The organism is Bacillus sp. RAR_M1_44 (genome assembly GCF_020165935.1).
GTDB classification, from domain to species: domain Bacteria; phylum Bacillota; class Bacilli; order Bacillales; family Bacillaceae; genus Bacillus; species Bacillus altitudinis.
The window spans coordinates 1,037,656-1,052,321 of record NZ_JAIUKX010000001.1 but is presented as its reverse complement, the minus strand read 5'-3'; the positions used below and the strand labels follow the sequence as shown (position 1 = coordinate 1,052,321).

The 14,666-nt window shown below is 39.7% G+C and carries 15 protein-coding genes and 3 pseudogenes; 14 read left to right on the top strand and 4 right to left on the bottom strand.

Annotated elements, in window-relative coordinates:
* Positions 1-111: 111 nt before the first annotated feature.
* The 7 genes and pseudogenes from LCD34_RS19700 to LCD34_RS05805 form a co-directional block, all read left to right on the top strand.
* Positions 112-1,155 (top strand): annotated as a pseudogene (locus LCD34_RS19700) (cache domain-containing protein); the annotation flags it as partial.
* Positions 1,150-2,100, top strand: a complete 951-nt coding sequence (locus LCD34_RS19695; protein WP_370529239.1) for a methyl-accepting chemotaxis protein — start codon at positions 1,150-1,152, stop codon at positions 2,098-2,100. The pseudogene LCD34_RS19700 and the gene LCD34_RS19695, both read left to right, overlap by 6 nt.
* A gap of 177 nt (positions 2,101-2,277) precedes the next feature.
* A pseudogene (locus LCD34_RS19690) lies at positions 2,278-3,315 on the top strand (HAMP domain-containing protein); the annotation flags it as partial.
* Positions 3,307-4,254, top strand: coding sequence for a methyl-accepting chemotaxis protein (locus LCD34_RS19685; protein ID WP_370539194.1), 948 nt, complete (start codon positions 3,307-3,309; stop codon positions 4,252-4,254). The pseudogene LCD34_RS19690 and the gene LCD34_RS19685, both read left to right, overlap by 9 nt.
* A 368-nt stretch (positions 4,255-4,622) precedes the next feature.
* Positions 4,623-5,666 (top strand): annotated as a pseudogene (locus tag LCD34_RS19680) (HAMP domain-containing protein); the annotation flags it as partial.
* The gene (locus LCD34_RS19675) at positions 5,658-6,611 is read left to right on the top strand and encodes a methyl-accepting chemotaxis protein (protein WP_411910433.1); all 954 of its coding nucleotides are present in this window, start codon (positions 5,658-5,660) and stop codon (positions 6,609-6,611) included. The pseudogene LCD34_RS19680 and the gene LCD34_RS19675, both read left to right, overlap by 9 nt.
* A 90-nt stretch (positions 6,612-6,701) precedes the next feature.
* The gene (locus LCD34_RS05805) at positions 6,702-7,226 is read left to right on the top strand and encodes a type 1 glutamine amidotransferase domain-containing protein (RefSeq protein WP_008344162.1); all 525 of its coding nucleotides are present in this window, start codon (positions 6,702-6,704) and stop codon (positions 7,224-7,226) included.
* A 55-nt stretch (positions 7,227-7,281) separates the two neighbouring features.
* Here LCD34_RS05805 and LCD34_RS05800 read toward each other — a convergent pair whose 3' ends face one another.
* Complete coding sequence (locus LCD34_RS05800; protein ID WP_041091811.1) at positions 7,282-8,271, bottom strand: Gfo/Idh/MocA family protein; 990 nt, start codon at positions 8,269-8,271, stop codon at positions 7,282-7,284.
* Between the two features lie 200 nt (positions 8,272-8,471).
* Between LCD34_RS05800 and LCD34_RS05795 the strand changes: the two genes are divergently transcribed.
* The 4 genes from LCD34_RS05795 (at position 8,472) to LCD34_RS05780 (ending at position 11,675) form a co-directional block, all read left to right on the top strand.
* Positions 8,472-8,864, top strand: a complete 393-nt coding sequence (locus LCD34_RS05795; protein ID WP_008344160.1) for a DoxX family protein — start codon at positions 8,472-8,474, stop codon at positions 8,862-8,864.
* Positions 8,865-8,929: 65 nt separating this feature from the next.
* Positions 8,930-10,072, top strand: a complete 1,143-nt coding sequence (locus LCD34_RS05790) for an AI-2E family transporter (protein WP_007500555.1) — start codon at positions 8,930-8,932, stop codon at positions 10,070-10,072.
* A gap of 124 nt (positions 10,073-10,196) precedes the next feature.
* Positions 10,197-11,030 carry an undecaprenyl-diphosphate phosphatase gene (locus LCD34_RS05785; protein ID WP_035390159.1) on the top strand — a complete coding sequence of 278 codons (834 nt, stop codon included), beginning with the start codon at positions 10,197-10,199 and terminating at the stop codon, positions 11,028-11,030.
* A gap of 171 nt (positions 11,031-11,201) precedes the next feature.
* Positions 11,202-11,675 (top strand): hypothetical protein, encoded by a 474-nt coding sequence (locus LCD34_RS05780; protein WP_007500557.1) that lies wholly within the window; start codon positions 11,202-11,204, stop codon positions 11,673-11,675.
* A gap of 41 nt (positions 11,676-11,716) precedes the next feature.
* On the opposite strand, the gene bioB is transcribed toward LCD34_RS05780, so the two are convergent.
* The 3 genes from bioB to LCD34_RS05765 form a co-directional block, all read right to left on the bottom strand.
* Positions 11,717-12,712, bottom strand: a complete 996-nt coding sequence (bioB, locus tag LCD34_RS05775; protein WP_017358975.1) for a biotin synthase BioB — start codon at positions 12,710-12,712, stop codon at positions 11,717-11,719.
* A gap of 155 nt (positions 12,713-12,867) precedes the next feature.
* Positions 12,868-13,218 (bottom strand): hypothetical protein, encoded by a 351-nt coding sequence (locus LCD34_RS05770; RefSeq protein WP_003213146.1) that lies wholly within the window; start codon positions 13,216-13,218, stop codon positions 12,868-12,870.
* 242 nt (positions 13,219-13,460) lie between these two features.
* Positions 13,461-13,838 (bottom strand): helix-turn-helix domain-containing protein, encoded by a 378-nt coding sequence (locus LCD34_RS05765; protein ID WP_007500560.1) that lies wholly within the window; start codon positions 13,836-13,838, stop codon positions 13,461-13,463.
* A gap of 159 nt (positions 13,839-13,997) precedes the next feature.
* Between LCD34_RS05765 and LCD34_RS05760 the strand changes: the two genes are divergently transcribed.
* From LCD34_RS05760 to LCD34_RS05750, 3 genes are read left to right on the top strand one after another with little or no spacing between them, the layout of a single operon-like run.
* Positions 13,998-14,237, top strand: coding sequence for a helix-turn-helix transcriptional regulator (locus LCD34_RS05760; RefSeq protein WP_017358976.1), 240 nt, complete (start codon positions 13,998-14,000; stop codon positions 14,235-14,237).
* 18 nt (positions 14,238-14,255) lie between these two features.
* On the top strand, positions 14,256-14,408 hold the full coding sequence (locus tag LCD34_RS05755) for a hypothetical protein (RefSeq protein WP_017358977.1): 153 nt from the start codon (positions 14,256-14,258) through the stop codon (positions 14,406-14,408).
* A complete protein-coding gene (locus LCD34_RS05750) occupies positions 14,386-14,580 on the top strand; it encodes a hypothetical protein (RefSeq protein ID WP_224558660.1) in 195 nt (64 codons plus the stop codon). Before LCD34_RS05755 ends, LCD34_RS05750 begins: the two co-directional genes overlap by 23 nt.
* Positions 14,581-14,666 lie beyond the last annotated feature (86 nt).

Below are 14,666 nucleotides of genomic sequence, written 5' to 3'. Positions count from 1 at the left end.
TATCCAGAATTGTCTGGGTATTTTTTTTATTTTTAAACGTCATTTCCAGCCCTCTAAAAATAAACCTTTCATCCGATAATAACTTTAGAGAAGTAAAGGGGGAAAGAGAAAATGGGAAAAATGATCCAATGGTTCAAAAAACCATCCATTTCTAAAAAATTAGTTATTGCCTTTTTGGTAGTCCTCATACTGCCAACTGTTGCACTGACCATTAGTGCGTTTTTCACATCAAAGACAGAATTAGACAAACAGATTATGGGCAGTGCGATGAGTCAGGTCAATGCATTTGATACCTTAATCGATGAGAATATTGGGAACAAGGCAGAGGCTGTGACCCTGTTTACAGATGATCTCAAGGCGTCTAATCTTCAAGAAAAAAATAGAAAAGCTACCATTAAAGAATTGCAGCAATACGGAAAAATTAATGAAAAAGATGTCTCAGCCATTTATGCAGGTTCAGAAAAGGGTTTGTTCATGCAATACCCAGTTCAAAAAATGCCTGAAGGCTATGATCCGAGAGAACGTCCGTGGTATCAAGAGGCCATGAGTGCTGATGGTAAACAAGTCATCACGAAGCCATACGTCGCAGCATCTACAGGTAAAATGGTCATCACCATTGCCCAAAAAACGAAAGATGGCTCAGGGGTAATTGGTCTTGATATGGAAATTGACAGCCTCATTCAAAAGCTAAAAGAAATTAAAATAGGTCAAAAAGGATATGCTTTCATCATGGAGAAGGATAAAACCGTGCTAGCAGATCCAACCCAAAAGCCAGGAAGCAAAGTCAATGAGAATTTGGCGAACATTATTTTTAAAAACAAACAAGGAAACGGCAGCTATACACTCAATGGAACAGATAAAAAGGTGGCGTATGTCACCAATGAACTAACCGGCTGGAAAATCGGCGGCACGATGCTCGTATCAGAAGTAGAGGATGCAGCTAAACCCGTTTTCAATACAGCCATTATTGTGTTCAGTGTGACACTGATCGTAGCAGGAACCCTCATCTTCTTTATTGTCCGCTCTATTTCAAGTAGATTATCCAATCTTGCCCGTTTCTCGAAAAAGGTCAGCGAAGGTGATTTACGTGATAAACTTCAGATTCAATCAGATGATGAAATAGGACAAGTTGGTAAAGGCTTTAATACGATGATTGACTCATTAAGATCCCTCATTGGTGCCGTCCAAACCTCCGTTGAAAATGTCGCTTCTTCATCAGAAGAACTGACCGCAAGCGCAGGACAAACAAGTAAAGCAACAGAGCATATTACATTAGCCATTGAACAATTCTCTACTGGTAACGAAAGCCAGAATGATAAAGTGGAATCAAGCTCAGAAGAGTTAGAAGAAATGAACAGAGGCCTTCAGCACATGAACGAGTCGGCTGAATCGATTACCGCTTCATCCATCAAATCAACAGAGATTGCAGGAGAAGGCGGACAGCTAGTGGAAAAAACCGCTTCTCAAATGAACGTGATTGATCAATCAGTGAAAAAAGCAGAGAATGTCATCAGTGCGCTGGAAAGCAAATCAAAAGATATTACCCAGATTCTTGGTGTCATTAATGGCATCGCAGATCAAACGAATTTACTTGCGCTGAATGCAGCGATTGAGGCAGCAAGAGCTGGCGAATCTGGTCGAGGCTTCTCCGTTGTAGCAGAAGAAGTAAGAAAACTTGCTGTTCAATCTGCCAACTCAGCGAAAGAAATTGAAAACTTAATCAAAGAAATCGTTCAAGATATTGATGTATCACAAGAAGTATTCACAGCAGTAAATCAAGAAGTTCAATCAGGCTTAAGCTTTACTGAACAAACGAAAGTCAGCTTCCACAATATTTTCGACATGACCAAAGAAATCTCAGATCAGCTCCAAACAATGAATCGAACAGTTGTCCAGTTGTCAAAAGGATCTGCGCATGTTTCTGAGGCTGTCCGTGAGATTGCAGACGTATCACGTGAAAGCTCCGCCAATATTCAAGACATTGCCGCTTCAGCTGAAGAACAGCTGGCATCAATGGAAGAGATCAGCTCATCCTCTGCCACCCTTTCTTCAATGGCAGAAGAATTACGTGATTTGATTAGCAAATTTAAAGTCGAATAAACCAAATGAAAAGAACCTCCAGCTAGGGGGTTCTTTTTTTGAAGTGAATAAATCGAAAGAAATAGGTAAATGTACTTATTTTGGTGGTTTTTTGAACATTACACCTTGAAAAATAATCCGCATTACCTAAGAATAGAGGGGGATGATCCCAAATCATAAACCAAAAGGAGTAGAGTCATGAAAAAAATCAACTTTTTTAAGCACTTTACGATGTCAAAGAAATTAATTACTGCATTCTTAGCGATTCTCCTAGTGCCCATTCTTGTGTTGGCCGCATTTTCCTATGAAGTGGCATCTAAGTCTCTCAATGATGAGATTATGTCTAGCGCTGCAAATGGTGTGAATCAATTAAATGAACTGATCAATAAAGATGTACAGCCTAAAATTGATATTGTTTCATATTTATCTAAATCGGTGAAAAAAAAGGAATTGGCTTCTAAAAATAAGGATTTACTTAAGGTGAAATTAGAGCAACTATCGGAAACAGACGACGATGTTGTAGAAGTATTTGTTGCAGATCAGAATGGTAAACTAACTGAATATTCAGAGATTCATAAAGGCAGTGCCAAAAGCGCAAAAAATGAACCATGGTTTCAACAATCAATGGGAGATGACAAACTCATCATTTCAGATCCTTTTACAGACAAGTCATCAGATGACCTGCTCATCACAATATCAGAACAGTTAGCAGATGGTTCTGGTGTTATCGGTATAAATGTACGATTGAACACAATTGTGAAAGATACAAACAGCATCAAAATTGGTCAAGAAGGTTATGCGTTTGTCGCTACCTCAGACCAACGTTACATTGCTCACAAAACGGAAAAGGCCGGGACGAAACTGACAGGCGATTTCATCGAAAAGATGTATCACAATAAAAAAGGCAGTTTCGAATATGAATTCAACGGACAGCCGAAGCAAATGTTTTATGACACAAATGAAGCGACAGGCTGGAAGCTTGCGGGAACAATGTATGTCAACGAAGTGAAGGAAGCCGCACAGCCAGTGCTTGACTTAACCATGATCATCCTGGCTGCTGCGATTGTCATCGGTGGAATCGCGATTTATTTTATTATTAAATCGATCCGAAAACCACTCATAGAGCTCTCTGAATCGGCTGAGAAAATCAGTCAGGGGGATCTCACCCAGCATATTGAGGTGCGTACACATGATGAAATCGGCAAGCTTGCACAGAGCTTTAACGATATGTCGGCAAAGCTGAAACAAGTCATTCAAGCTGTACAGAATTCAATTGAAAATGTGGCTGCCTCATCTGAAGAATTAACAGCTAGTGCAGGACAGACAGCCCAAGCGACTGAGCATATTACCTCATCTATTGAACAGTTCTCAAACAGCAATGAACATCAAAATGAGATGATCGAAAAAAGCTCTGTCCAGTTAAACGACATGGATCGAAGCTTATCACATATGGTCAACACGACTTCTCACATGATGGAATCATCTATTGAGTCTAGCAAAACCGCTCAGGCTGGTGGAGAGCTCGTTCAAAAAACAGCAGGTCAAATGCAAACGATTGAACAAGCAGTGAAAGAAGCAGAGCTTGTGATTGCAGGGCTAGAACAGAAATCTAAGGACATTACAAGCATTCTTGGAGTCATCAACGGCATTGCAGACCAGACGAATCTCCTTGCTTTAAATGCAGCGATAGAAGCAGCACGTGCAGGTGAGGCAGGAAGAGGCTTCTCTGTGGTTGCTGAAGAAGTTCGCAAGCTGGCAGAGCAATCAGGCAGCTCTTCAAAAGAAATTGAAAGCCTAACGAACGAAATTGTAGATGAAATTGAAAAGTCGCAGAAGATGTTTAGACAAGTAGCAGGTGAAGTTCAATCTGGATTAAACATTACAGATGAAACGAAAGTAAGTTTTGAGAAAATCACCCATAAGACATCAGAAATGACAGAACAAATGAAACAAATGAACGGGTCAGCCCAAGAACTTTCTCATGGCTCAAACGATATTTCACAAGCAGTCAATCAAATCAAAGAGCTTTCACGTGAAAGTTCCGCAGGGTTCCAAGATATTGCGGCTTCAGCAGAAGAACAACTGGCATCAATGGAAGAGATCAGCTCATCTTCCGCCACTTTATCTCAAATGGCAGAAGAACTGAGAGAGCTCATCAAACAATTTAAAATATAAGAGTCATAGAGGAACACCTGACGTTTTGACGTCAGGTGTTTCAGCGTGTAGACAAACCCTCGCATTCGGTGTCAGTCCTGCGTACTGGTGCTCACGAATTCAAATTCGCTCCGCGCCAGTACTCGTTCTTCCTAGGGCTGCAAAGGTTTTCTATCACGCTGAAAAGAACAAAGGGCTAAAATCAAATTCATTTTAGCCCTTTGTCAATAATCTGGAACACCTGACATTTTGACGTCAGGTGTTTTTCCATTCTATGTACATAATTTGGGTATTTTGGACTTACTTAGACTTTAATAAGTTAAAAAAGTAAAGAACCTAGTAGTACTTCCGATATATATACTATCTTACTAAAAGGAGTTTTCTTTTTTATGAATTTCATACAGTATTTCAAAAAACCATCTATATCAAAAAAGCTCGTTTTCTCTTTCTTATTTATTCTTTTATGCCCAATTATCGTATTGGCATTCTCTTCATATCATACGGCGAGCACCTCTTTAAATGATCAAATCATGCAAAGTGCAAAGGAAAATGTAGAACAGCTGGACAAAAACATTACGAAGGTTGTGAAAGTAAAAACAGACGCAGCCGATTTCTTTAGCAAATGGATTACGAAGAAAAAGCTGGGGCAAAAAGGAACGACTGATATTCAAGGGCGCTTTGAGCAATTCATGAGCATGAATGATGACACAGAAGGCATCTTTGTTGCTTCAAGTGATGGAAAAGTGTTCTCAAGATATCCAAATCAAAAAATGCCTGCTGATTATGTCGCAACTGAGCGGGATTGGTACAAAGATGGCTGGGCGAAAAACGGTGAGCTGTCAGTTTCCGCTCCATATCCAACCGCATCAACTGGTACACTTGTTGTGACGATTTCTAAAAAACTAGAGGATGGTTCTGGTGTTATTGCGATGAACCTGGACATTGCGAATCTAGTAAAAGAGTCTAATAGTATCAATATTGGTAAAGAAGGTCATGCTTTTATCGGAAGCCCAGATCGGACATACGTGGCACATCCAACGAAAAAAGCAGGAACAAAATTAACAGGTGATTGGGTAGACAAGCTTTATACACAAGACAAAGGTTCAATGAGTTATCTGTTTGAAGGGAAAGAAAAGCAAATGGAGTTCACAACAAACAAAGCGACTGGTTGGAAAATTGCCGGTACAATGTTTGTCAGTGAAGTAGAAGAAGCGGCGCAGCCAGTCTTCAACATGGCTGCCATTATATTAGCTGGTGCGCTCATCATTGGCGGTATTCTCATCTTCTTTATCATCCGTTCTATTACAAAACCACTTTCCATGCTTGTCTCCTCTTCTAAGAAGATTAGCGAAGGAGATTTAACAGAAAAAATTGATGTTAAATCAAAGGATGAAATTGGTCAGCTCGGTACAAGTTTTAATGAAATGAGTGAGTCACTCAGAGACGTCATCCAAGCTGTACAGACATCTGTTGAAAACGTGGCGTCATCGTCTGAAGAACTGACGGCAAGTGCAGGTCAAACGACAAAAGCAACCGAACATATTACATCATCCATTGAAACATTCTCGAATGGAAACGAAAATCAAAGTGAAATGGTGGAACAAAGTGCAGCCCACTTGAAACAAATGAACGAAGGGCTAAATGAAGTTGCACAAACATCTGATGTCATTACAGAATCATCGGTTCAATCAAAAACAGTCGCAGAAACAGGCGGACAGCTTGTTGAACAGACAGTTGGCCAAATGAAAACGATTGATCATTCAGTGAAAGAAGCTGAAAGTGTGATCAACGGATTAGAGCATAAATCAAAAGATATCACCAACATTTTAGGTGTCATTAACGGTATAGCAGATCAAACGAATTTACTGGCTCTGAATGCAGCCATTGAAGCAGCACGTGCGGGTGAGTCAGGCAGAGGCTTCTCGGTTGTAGCAGAAGAAGTCCGTAAACTGGCAGTTCAATCATCAGATTCTGCAAAAGAGATTGAAAAACTCGTCAAAGAAATTGTCTCTGAAATTGAAACGTCTCAAAATATGTTCAAATCTGTGAATGAAGAAGTAAAAAATGGTCTATCAATTACAGACCAAACAAAAGAAAGCTTCTCACAAATCAATCAGCAAACGGCAGAAATTGCGACAAGAATCAATGATATGAATACGACAGTTCGTGAGCTTTCAAAAGGATCTGAGCAAATTTCTAAAGCAGTGAATGAAATTGCAGATGTATCGAGAGAGAGTTCAGCAAGTATTCAAGATATCGCAGCATCAGCAGAAGAACAGCTTGCATCAATGGAAGAGATTAGTTCTTCTTCGACGACGCTTTCCCAAATGGCGGAAGAATTGCGTGACTTAATTAAAAAATTCAAGATCAGTGAATAATGGAAAGTGGTTCTCCTCAAGGGGAACCGCTTTTCTTTTTAAGAGATGATCTCGTACAATAGAGGAAATCCGAAGAAAAGGAGAGATGTTATGCGTTTATCAAATAAGAAGGTCATTGCGTTAGTCAGTGATGATTTTGAAGATTTAGAGCTATGGTATCCCGTTTTGCGATTAAGAGAAGAGGGGGCAACTGTCCATCTCGTAGGCGAAAAAGCAGATCATGAATATATCGGGAAGTACGGAGTGCCAGCTGTATCAGATGCAGACTTCTATTCCATTCAAGCAGATGATTATGATGCGGTTCTCGTTCCTGGGGGATGGGCGCCGGATAAACTGCGCCGATATCCAGAAGTATTAGACATCGTTCGTACGTTTGATGCAAAGGGCAAACCGATCGGACAAATCTGTCATGCCGGATGGGTGCTCATTTCAGCTGGTATCCTGAAAGGTAAAAAAGTAACGAGTACACCTGGTATTAAAGATGATATGACGAATGCTGGAGCAGAATGGTTTGATGAAGCCGTTGTGACAGATGGTCATATTGTATCTAGCAGACGCCCGCCGGACCTTCCGCCATATGTGAAAGCATTTGCCGATGTATTAGCGGCAAACTAGATTCACACGAACAAAAAAAGGGCTGTAAAACGCCCTTTGTTCATTCAATGCCTCATTACATTTGTCTGTCGGCTGGATAGATAATGCCCATTTGTCTTCTCGCCTCGTCCATGACGGACATGGTTTGAACGGATAAGGCAAATGTATTGATTGGAGACTGTCCCTTTTTTTGCTTGATGCATTGAATGAAGTGATCGATTTCATAATACATAGCAGGTTGATCATCTTTGAGAGAAATATCGGTTTGCTGTCCATTCCGATCATGGATGATGATACGAGAAGGGCGATGGAATTGATCAATCACCATTGTGGCATCCTCCCCTTGAATTTCAGCAGATACATGAGATGTTGAGATTTTTGAATGGAAAAGAAGTGCTTGATGTCCTTCATATTGTAAAAGTAATGAACCGCTCCCATCTACTCCAGAAGAAAGTGTATAGCCTCTCGCGGTGATTTGATGTGGCAGCCCGAATAAATAAATGATGGGAAAGACAAGATACACGCCGATGTCCATTAAGGAGCCATTGGATAATTCCGGCTTAAAAGCATTTGGAATCTCACCGTTTCGGTAGGCATCGTATCTTGAGGAATATTTACAGTAATGAGCGATCACTTGCCGAATGGGGCCTAGTTGATCAAGATGCTGTTTGATTTGAAGAAAATTCGGCAGAAATGTGGTCTTCATCGCTTCCATTAAGCACACCTGATATTTTTTCGCAGCAGCAATCATTTCTTCAGCCTCTTTCCGGTGAGAGGCCAATGGTTTTTCACATAATACATGTTTTTGATGCGCCATCATCAGCATCGCTTGCTCTTTGTGAAGGGCGTTTGGACTTGCGATATACACAGCATCAAACGCATCACTTGCCGCCATTTGTTGTAAATTAGTAAAGACGGTATCAATGCCATACTTGTCTGCAAATGCCTGTCCTTTTTCAGCAGACCGAGAATAGACGGCCGTACATGTAAAATCCGCCACTCCTTCACCAGCCTGTAAGAATCGATCTGTAATCCAATTCGTTCCGATGACAGCAAATCGAATCATCACATTCCCTCCTTCTGCTTTTCTCTGATTATACATGCTTTGAAAGCGTTTGTATGAAAGAATCTTCTTTTTTATTGAAAAGCGGATGAAACCTTTACCTTAGCTGATGCGTCTTACATAAAGAATATAAATGTACGAAAAGTGGATAGTTTCCTCCTTCATTCGGGTAATACTTGAGAAGGAGGGAGGAGGAAACGAACATGAAGCGCATCCTACATATAGGAAGTACATACGCATTCGCGCTTTTATTTATAGCAGCCGGTGTTTTTCATGTGATAGAGCCAAGCGGCTTTGCCCGCATGATGTCTGGATGGCCATTTCCCTATGGCATCATTTATGCCACCGCATGCTTGGAATGGCTGCTGGCCGTATTACTACTTCTTCCAAACGTAAGGATTGTGGCAGCAAAAATGATCGCTGTCTATCTGGTGCTCATTTTCCCTGCGAACCTATTTGCTGCGAGAGAAGGGATTCCATTTCCAGGGCAAGAGAGCACAGAACAAGCCTTGTTATGGATGAGGTTAATCGGACAACCGATTTTGATTGGATGGGCCATGTCCATTGCGAAACGTGAAAAAAAGCTAAAACAATGATCACAAAATGATGATCAAGTAGTGTACAATTTACTAATAAAATAGCCCGTGTTTGGAGGAAAGATATGAATTCTATGCAAATGTGGAGCAGTCGATTTAGAAAATTTTTTCTTGATAACAAGTTTGTTCTCTTTTTACTCATCCTGCTATTAATAGGGTTGAATATCCTTGTTTTCATGAAAGCATCTTTTATTTTCACACCGCTCATTGTACTCATCAAAACCATTGCCTTACCGATTATTTTAACGGGGGTTGTGTATTATTTATTAAATCCAATTGTGAATTTATTAGAGAGATTTAAGGTCAAACGGATCTTTTCGATTTTGCTTTTATATATCGTCATTATTGGGATCATTACAGTGACCATTGTATCTATTATTCCTTTTTTACAAGCACAAACGATGAGTCTGTTTCATAATCTGCCAAAATACGTTGATACGGTAGAAGAACAGATTAGACAATTAACTGGAAGCAACTTTATTAGTCAAGTGCAGAAAACGATGAACTTTAACGTCTCTGAATTGGTGAGTAAAGCGTCAAGTCAAGCGACGAAGATTTTGGAAAGTACTTTTACTGGAGTCGGCACTTTCTTAGGGGCGCTTACTGAAATTATCATCTCGATCGTGACGGTTCCGTTCATTCTGTTTTATCTATTAAAAGACGGCAAAAAACTGCCTGACTATTTCTTGAAATTTATCCCGAATAAGTTTAGAGACCATACTCATATCGTGCTTCACGAAATGAACCATCGTCTAAGTTCTTATATACGCGGGCAGATCATTGTCAGCTTCTGTATCGGTATTCTTCTTTTAATTGGCTATATGATTATTGGACTTGACTATGCGCTGCTGCTGGCGATTATTGCGGCATGTACAAGTGTAGTGCCATACCTTGGTCCAACCATTGCGATTACACCAGCGATTGTGATTGCGCTTGTGACATCACCAGTGATGCTTTTAAAACTCATCATTGTCTGGACAGTGGTTCAACTTATTGAAGGGAAATTCATTTCTCCTCAGGTCATGGGGAAAAACCTTCATATCCATCCGATTACGATTATTTTTGTTCTATTAACAGCAGGTAAATTGTTCAGCGTCGTCGGCATCATTGTTGCGATTCCGACGTATGCCGTTCTGAAAGTGATCACGACCCACCTGTTTGATTGGTTCAAAATGCGATCCAATTTGTATAAAGAAGAAAAGGTTTGATGTCATAATCTTTTTTAGAAAAAAATATAGTATCATAAAGACGAGCTTTCGAAAAAGAAAGCTTGTCTTTATGTGGACATAGATGTTTGCCTTCAAAAGATCAGAATTGAAAGGAAAGAAAATCATGAATCTATGGGATTTATTCGTGGCACTGGTTTTAGGAATTGTCGAGGGATTAACAGAGTATGCACCTGTCTCGTCTACAGGGCATATGATCATTGTTGATGATCTTTGGCTAAAATCAAAAGACATCATTACGCCAGAGGCTGCAAACACATTTAAAGTCGTGATTCAGTTAGGTTCTATTTTAGCTGTCATGATCGTGTTCAAAGATCGTATTTTGAACTTATTAGGCTTAAAGAAAAATATCACAGAAGAACAAAAACGCAGCGGACATAAGCTGACCATTGCTCAAATTGCTGTTGGACTCGTCCCAGCCGTCATTTTAGGATTCTTATTTGAAGATTATATTGATAAATATTTGTTTGATGTGAGAACGGTCGCTGTCGGTTTGATTTTAGGGGCTGTGCTGATGCTTGTCGCTGATTGGATCAATAAACGTAAAACAGAAACAAGCTCTGTGGATAATATGACGTACAGACAAGCGCTGTATATCGGGCTATTTCAATGTTTAGCACTATGGCCAGGCTTCTCGCGTTCAGGTTCTACAATAGCAGGTGGTGTTATTCTTGGACTGAATCACCGAGCGGCGGCTGACTTTACGTTTATTATGGCCATGCCGATTATGGCGGGAGCAAGCCTCTTAACACTTGTTAAAAATGCCGAATATTTAACAACAGACATGCTTCCATTCTTTATTGTGGGCTTTGTGAGTGCGTTTATTGTGGCTCTCTTTGTTGTTCGATTCTTCCTAAAACTGATTAATAAAATCAAACTTGTGCCTTTTGCGATCTACCGAATCATCCTAGGTCTGATTTTATTCATCATGTTTATGTAATGATGGAAAACTACTCTTTTAAAAGAGTAGTTTTTTTGTTGTTTTGCTCTTTTAAACAGTAAAAACAGCCTCTTAATTGGTAGAAAAAGAAGTTTTTTCTTAAATTAGTGTTTAAGTGACAAAGAAAAGGGTAGTACATAAACATACCAATTAAAGGAGGAGTTAGAAATAATGAGGAAAACAAGTAAATTTTTTGTTAGCTCTATGATTGCTACGTCAATGGTTGCTGTCCCTTTATCTCTTACGACTTTTGGTCAAAAGGCTGAAGCTGCTACGACAACAGGTGTCGATGGAAGTGTCTCGATTGATCCAGTAGCCATTGCCGATAAAATTGAACAAGCAGTAAAATCATCTCAAAATCGTGATGGATTTGTAAAAAATGCGGCATACAGTGCATTCTATGAAGCAGGTCAAAATTACAACGTAGTTGTTCAAAACTTAAGCCAAGATCATGATTTTAGCGGACTGAACAATGTTGTTTATTATGATAGTGTTGAATATGACGGCATTACGTTTGGTATTTGGGTATTTGAAGATGGTACGTTTGTCAACAATGGTGACGGGGGCTATATTAACTGGACTTTTGTTGGCAGCTTTGACCGCGAAGAAGGAAGCGGTACTGTCGATTTCCATAAAAGATTCTAATCTCAACGTCAAAAGTCTGCCGATTCATCGGCAGACTTTTTTTAAAGCGCACATTCTTCTATTTCAAAACCTAAATCTTCAATGATGTGATGATCGGTTTGAACTTGCTGTCCTTTTGTCGTTAAATAATCGCCTACAAAAATAGAGTTCGCTGCATATAATGCGAGAGGCTGAAGCGTTCGTAAATTAAACTCTCTTCCCCCAGATACTCGAATTTCCTTAGCCGGGTTGATAAATCGCATCAGTGCCAAAACCTTCAACGCTTTGATTGGATGTGTACGTTCTTGATGTTCAAGAGGCGTTCCTTCAATTGCATGGAGAAAGTTGACGGGAATCGAATCCGCATCAAGGGCTCTAAGCGCAAAAGCCATTTCGACAATTTGTTGATTGGTTTCGCCCATTCCAATAATAACCCCTGAACATGGTGACATCCCTGACTGTTTGACCTTCTCAATGGTCGATACGCGGTCATCATACGTATGGGTCGTTGTAATTTGAGCATGATGATCTTGATGTGTATTGAGATTATGATTATACCGATGAACACCCGCTTCCTTCAGCCGTTTCGCTTTTTCTTCATTTAATAACCCAAGGCATGCACACACCTTCAAAGGCATCGTCTCAGTAATTTCCTTTACTGCTGCGGTGACTTCATCTAATTCACGGTGCGAAGGTGCTCTCCCGCTTGCTACAATACAATAAGTCCCCGCTTTTCTTTTTAACGCCTCACGCGCACCGGCCACAATGGTTTTTTGGTCAAGCATTGTATATCTCTCAAGCAGAGCTGTTGAAATCACCGATTGTGAACAATACCCGCAGTTTTCAGGACAATATCCGCTTTTGGCGTTAAAGATCATATTTAATTTCACCTTTTTTTGAAAAAAATGAAATCTCACCTGATAAGCAGCATGCATAATAGGCAGCAACTCTGCGTCGTCTGCTTCAAGAATTTTTAGACCTTCTTCCATCGTAATTGGTTCATCATTGATGGCTTTCTTCACGATCGTTTCCCAAGACAAAGACGTTATTTTTCCCATCATAAGCCCCTCTCAATATGTAAACTTATTTTTATTAAAAGTTAACATAATAGATAGAGATTGGCAAGCACTGGTAAGCATCCTAAGTAAAAACACAAAAAACACAAAAAGGCGATGAACATATAGTCATCGCCTTTTCATATGAAAAAAATCGCTTAACGAACAGTAATATAGTTAATAACAAGCTCCCCTAGTGAATTATAGTAAGACACTGTAACAGAACCGCGTTGTACAGCACGGATCCATGTGAAGTTTGGAGCAGTTTGGTCTAATTGAATGGCATACGTTGCGCCTGAGACAGAAATTTGACTTGCTGGAAGTGAAACAGCGATTGAAGAACCTACAGTAAGTGTGCGGTTCACCGTAATCACTTTATTCATAATAGGAGCTTTTGCTATAACTGGTTCTTTAGGCTGTGCAGCTGCATGAGCACCTTCTGTTTGGAAGAACGTAAGAGCACCTAAAGCAGCTAAAGACAATGTACAAGCTTTCATTAATTTTTTCATCGGTAACACTCCTTTTTTTGGTATATACATATATTAATAATAATAGAATTATATGTCAATCAAAATAAGTGGAAAAATGAGTATTTTTGGTGAAAATTGTCACATATTATGTAGGGGAAGACGATTTTATCCCAAAAAACATGATTTTTTATTCATATGTCATTCTTTTTTAGGGGGAAAAAGAGACATAAAAAAAGCTGGGTATCTACCCAGCTATGTGATGCTTTATGAAAAGAGATCTTTTATTTGTCGTCTGTCTGTTTTGGCTGACGGCCTTTTTGTTTTTCTTTCTCTCTAATGTAGTTAATAAAGTCGATGGTTTGTCTTCGTGCTTCTTCAGAAAAATCGGAGGCAGCTTTAAACGCAATTTGCAAATCAGGATCATCTGCAAGATCGTCATCAGAGGCGTTTTTGTCTTTACCTGTGAGAAGATAATCTGTTGAGACCCCGTATAACTCGGCGATTTTCACAATCATTTCACCATCTGGCTTTCTCAATCCATACTCCCAGTTAGCATAGGTCGACATCGCCTTTAATCCGAGTTTTTTGGCAACGGTAGACTTACTCCATCCATGTTTCTCTCTTAATTCAGTTAGAATCTTTCCAGTCAAATTATCCATCGGAAACACCTTTTTTCATATTATGTGTAAATTTTATCATGAATTACACGGAAAAGATAAATAAATACACAAAAAGAATAAAAATATGATTGACTTACTCGTTTTGTGTATATTATCATAATGAATATAACTTACACATAATGAGTAAGAGGTGGAAACATGAAACTTGAAAATTTACGAGAAGAACGAATATTACAAGGAAAAACACAAACGTATATGGCGAAAAAACTTGGATATAAGTACACGAGTGGCTATGCAAATATAGAAATGGGCCGAACAAAGCCCAGCTTAGAAATAGCCAAGCATATTGCAGATTTGCTAAATATCGGTGTTCAAGAGCTTTTTTTTGGTCAAAAGTTACACAAAAAGAGTAATAGTCTTGAGGAAGACCGTTCTTAAAAAGGGGAGACAAACAGAATGAGTATCGAACATCCGATGGTGACACAAATGAATGATTTCGGCTATCCAAAACGTTACTGGCCATATGAAATGTCCCGAAATGGTTATCGATTAGAGGACGAGGACCGTGAGAAAGGATTTGATGATGATGAGACATCAGATGACATTTGATGCCCGAAAAGAAGCCCAGCATTGCCTAGTACAAGCTGGCGGCTGGATCACTTTTCATCAAAAAGAGCCGATTTTTGCTTTCCCCACGGCAAAAGAAAAACGCACATACATGACCCTCATGGCAGAAAAAGCCGTTGATGACAAGAAGAAGGAAAGGATGAATGCGACATGAATCGATTGAAGCAAATCATGGCATTCCTGAAATGTTTGCTCAATGCGGGTCAAAACGAACAAGACATTCGGCAGTGGGCGAAGGAT

What these genes read in the sequence shown, in the direction of transcription:
- bioB (WP_017358975.1), bottom strand. Translation starts at nt 12,712, where the DNA reads ATGGGAAAAATAACGTCTTTGTCTTGGGAAACGATCGTGAAGAAAGCC.
- LCD34_RS19695 (WP_370529239.1), top strand. Translation starts at nt 1,150, where the DNA reads ATGATTGACTCATTAAGATCCCTCATTGGTGCCGTCCAAACCTCCGTT.
- LCD34_RS05790 (WP_007500555.1), top strand. Translation starts at nt 8,930, where the DNA reads ATGAATTCTATGCAAATGTGGAGCAGTCGATTTAGAAAATTTTTTCTT.
- LCD34_RS05785 (WP_035390159.1), top strand. Translation starts at nt 10,197, where the DNA reads ATGAATCTATGGGATTTATTCGTGGCACTGGTTTTAGGAATTGTCGAG.
- LCD34_RS19685 (WP_370539194.1), top strand. Translation starts at nt 3,307, where the DNA reads ATGTCGGCAAAGCTGAAACAAGTCATTCAAGCTGTACAGAATTCAATT.
- LCD34_RS05765 (WP_007500560.1), bottom strand. Translation starts at nt 13,838, where the DNA reads ATGGATAATTTGACTGGAAAGATTCTAACTGAATTAAGAGAGAAACAT.
- LCD34_RS19675 (WP_411910433.1), top strand. Translation starts at nt 5,658, where the DNA reads ATGAGTGAGTCACTCAGAGACGTCATCCAAGCTGTACAGACATCTGTT.
- LCD34_RS05780 (WP_007500557.1), top strand. Translation starts at nt 11,202, where the DNA reads ATGAGGAAAACAAGTAAATTTTTTGTTAGCTCTATGATTGCTACGTCA.
- LCD34_RS05770 (WP_003213146.1), bottom strand. Translation starts at nt 13,218, where the DNA reads ATGAAAAAATTAATGAAAGCTTGTACATTGTCTTTAGCTGCTTTAGGT.
- LCD34_RS05805 (WP_008344162.1), top strand. Translation starts at nt 6,702, where the DNA reads ATGCGTTTATCAAATAAGAAGGTCATTGCGTTAGTCAGTGATGATTTT.
- LCD34_RS05800 (WP_041091811.1), bottom strand. Translation starts at nt 8,271, where the DNA reads ATGATTCGATTTGCTGTCATCGGAACGAATTGGATTACAGATCGATTC.
- LCD34_RS05760 (WP_017358976.1), top strand. Translation starts at nt 13,998, where the DNA reads ATGAAACTTGAAAATTTACGAGAAGAACGAATATTACAAGGAAAAACA.
- LCD34_RS05795 (WP_008344160.1), top strand. Translation starts at nt 8,472, where the DNA reads ATGAAGCGCATCCTACATATAGGAAGTACATACGCATTCGCGCTTTTA.
- LCD34_RS05755 (WP_017358977.1), top strand. Translation starts at nt 14,256, where the DNA reads ATGAGTATCGAACATCCGATGGTGACACAAATGAATGATTTCGGCTAT.
- LCD34_RS05750 (WP_224558660.1), top strand. Translation starts at nt 14,386, where the DNA reads ATGAGACATCAGATGACATTTGATGCCCGAAAAGAAGCCCAGCATTGC.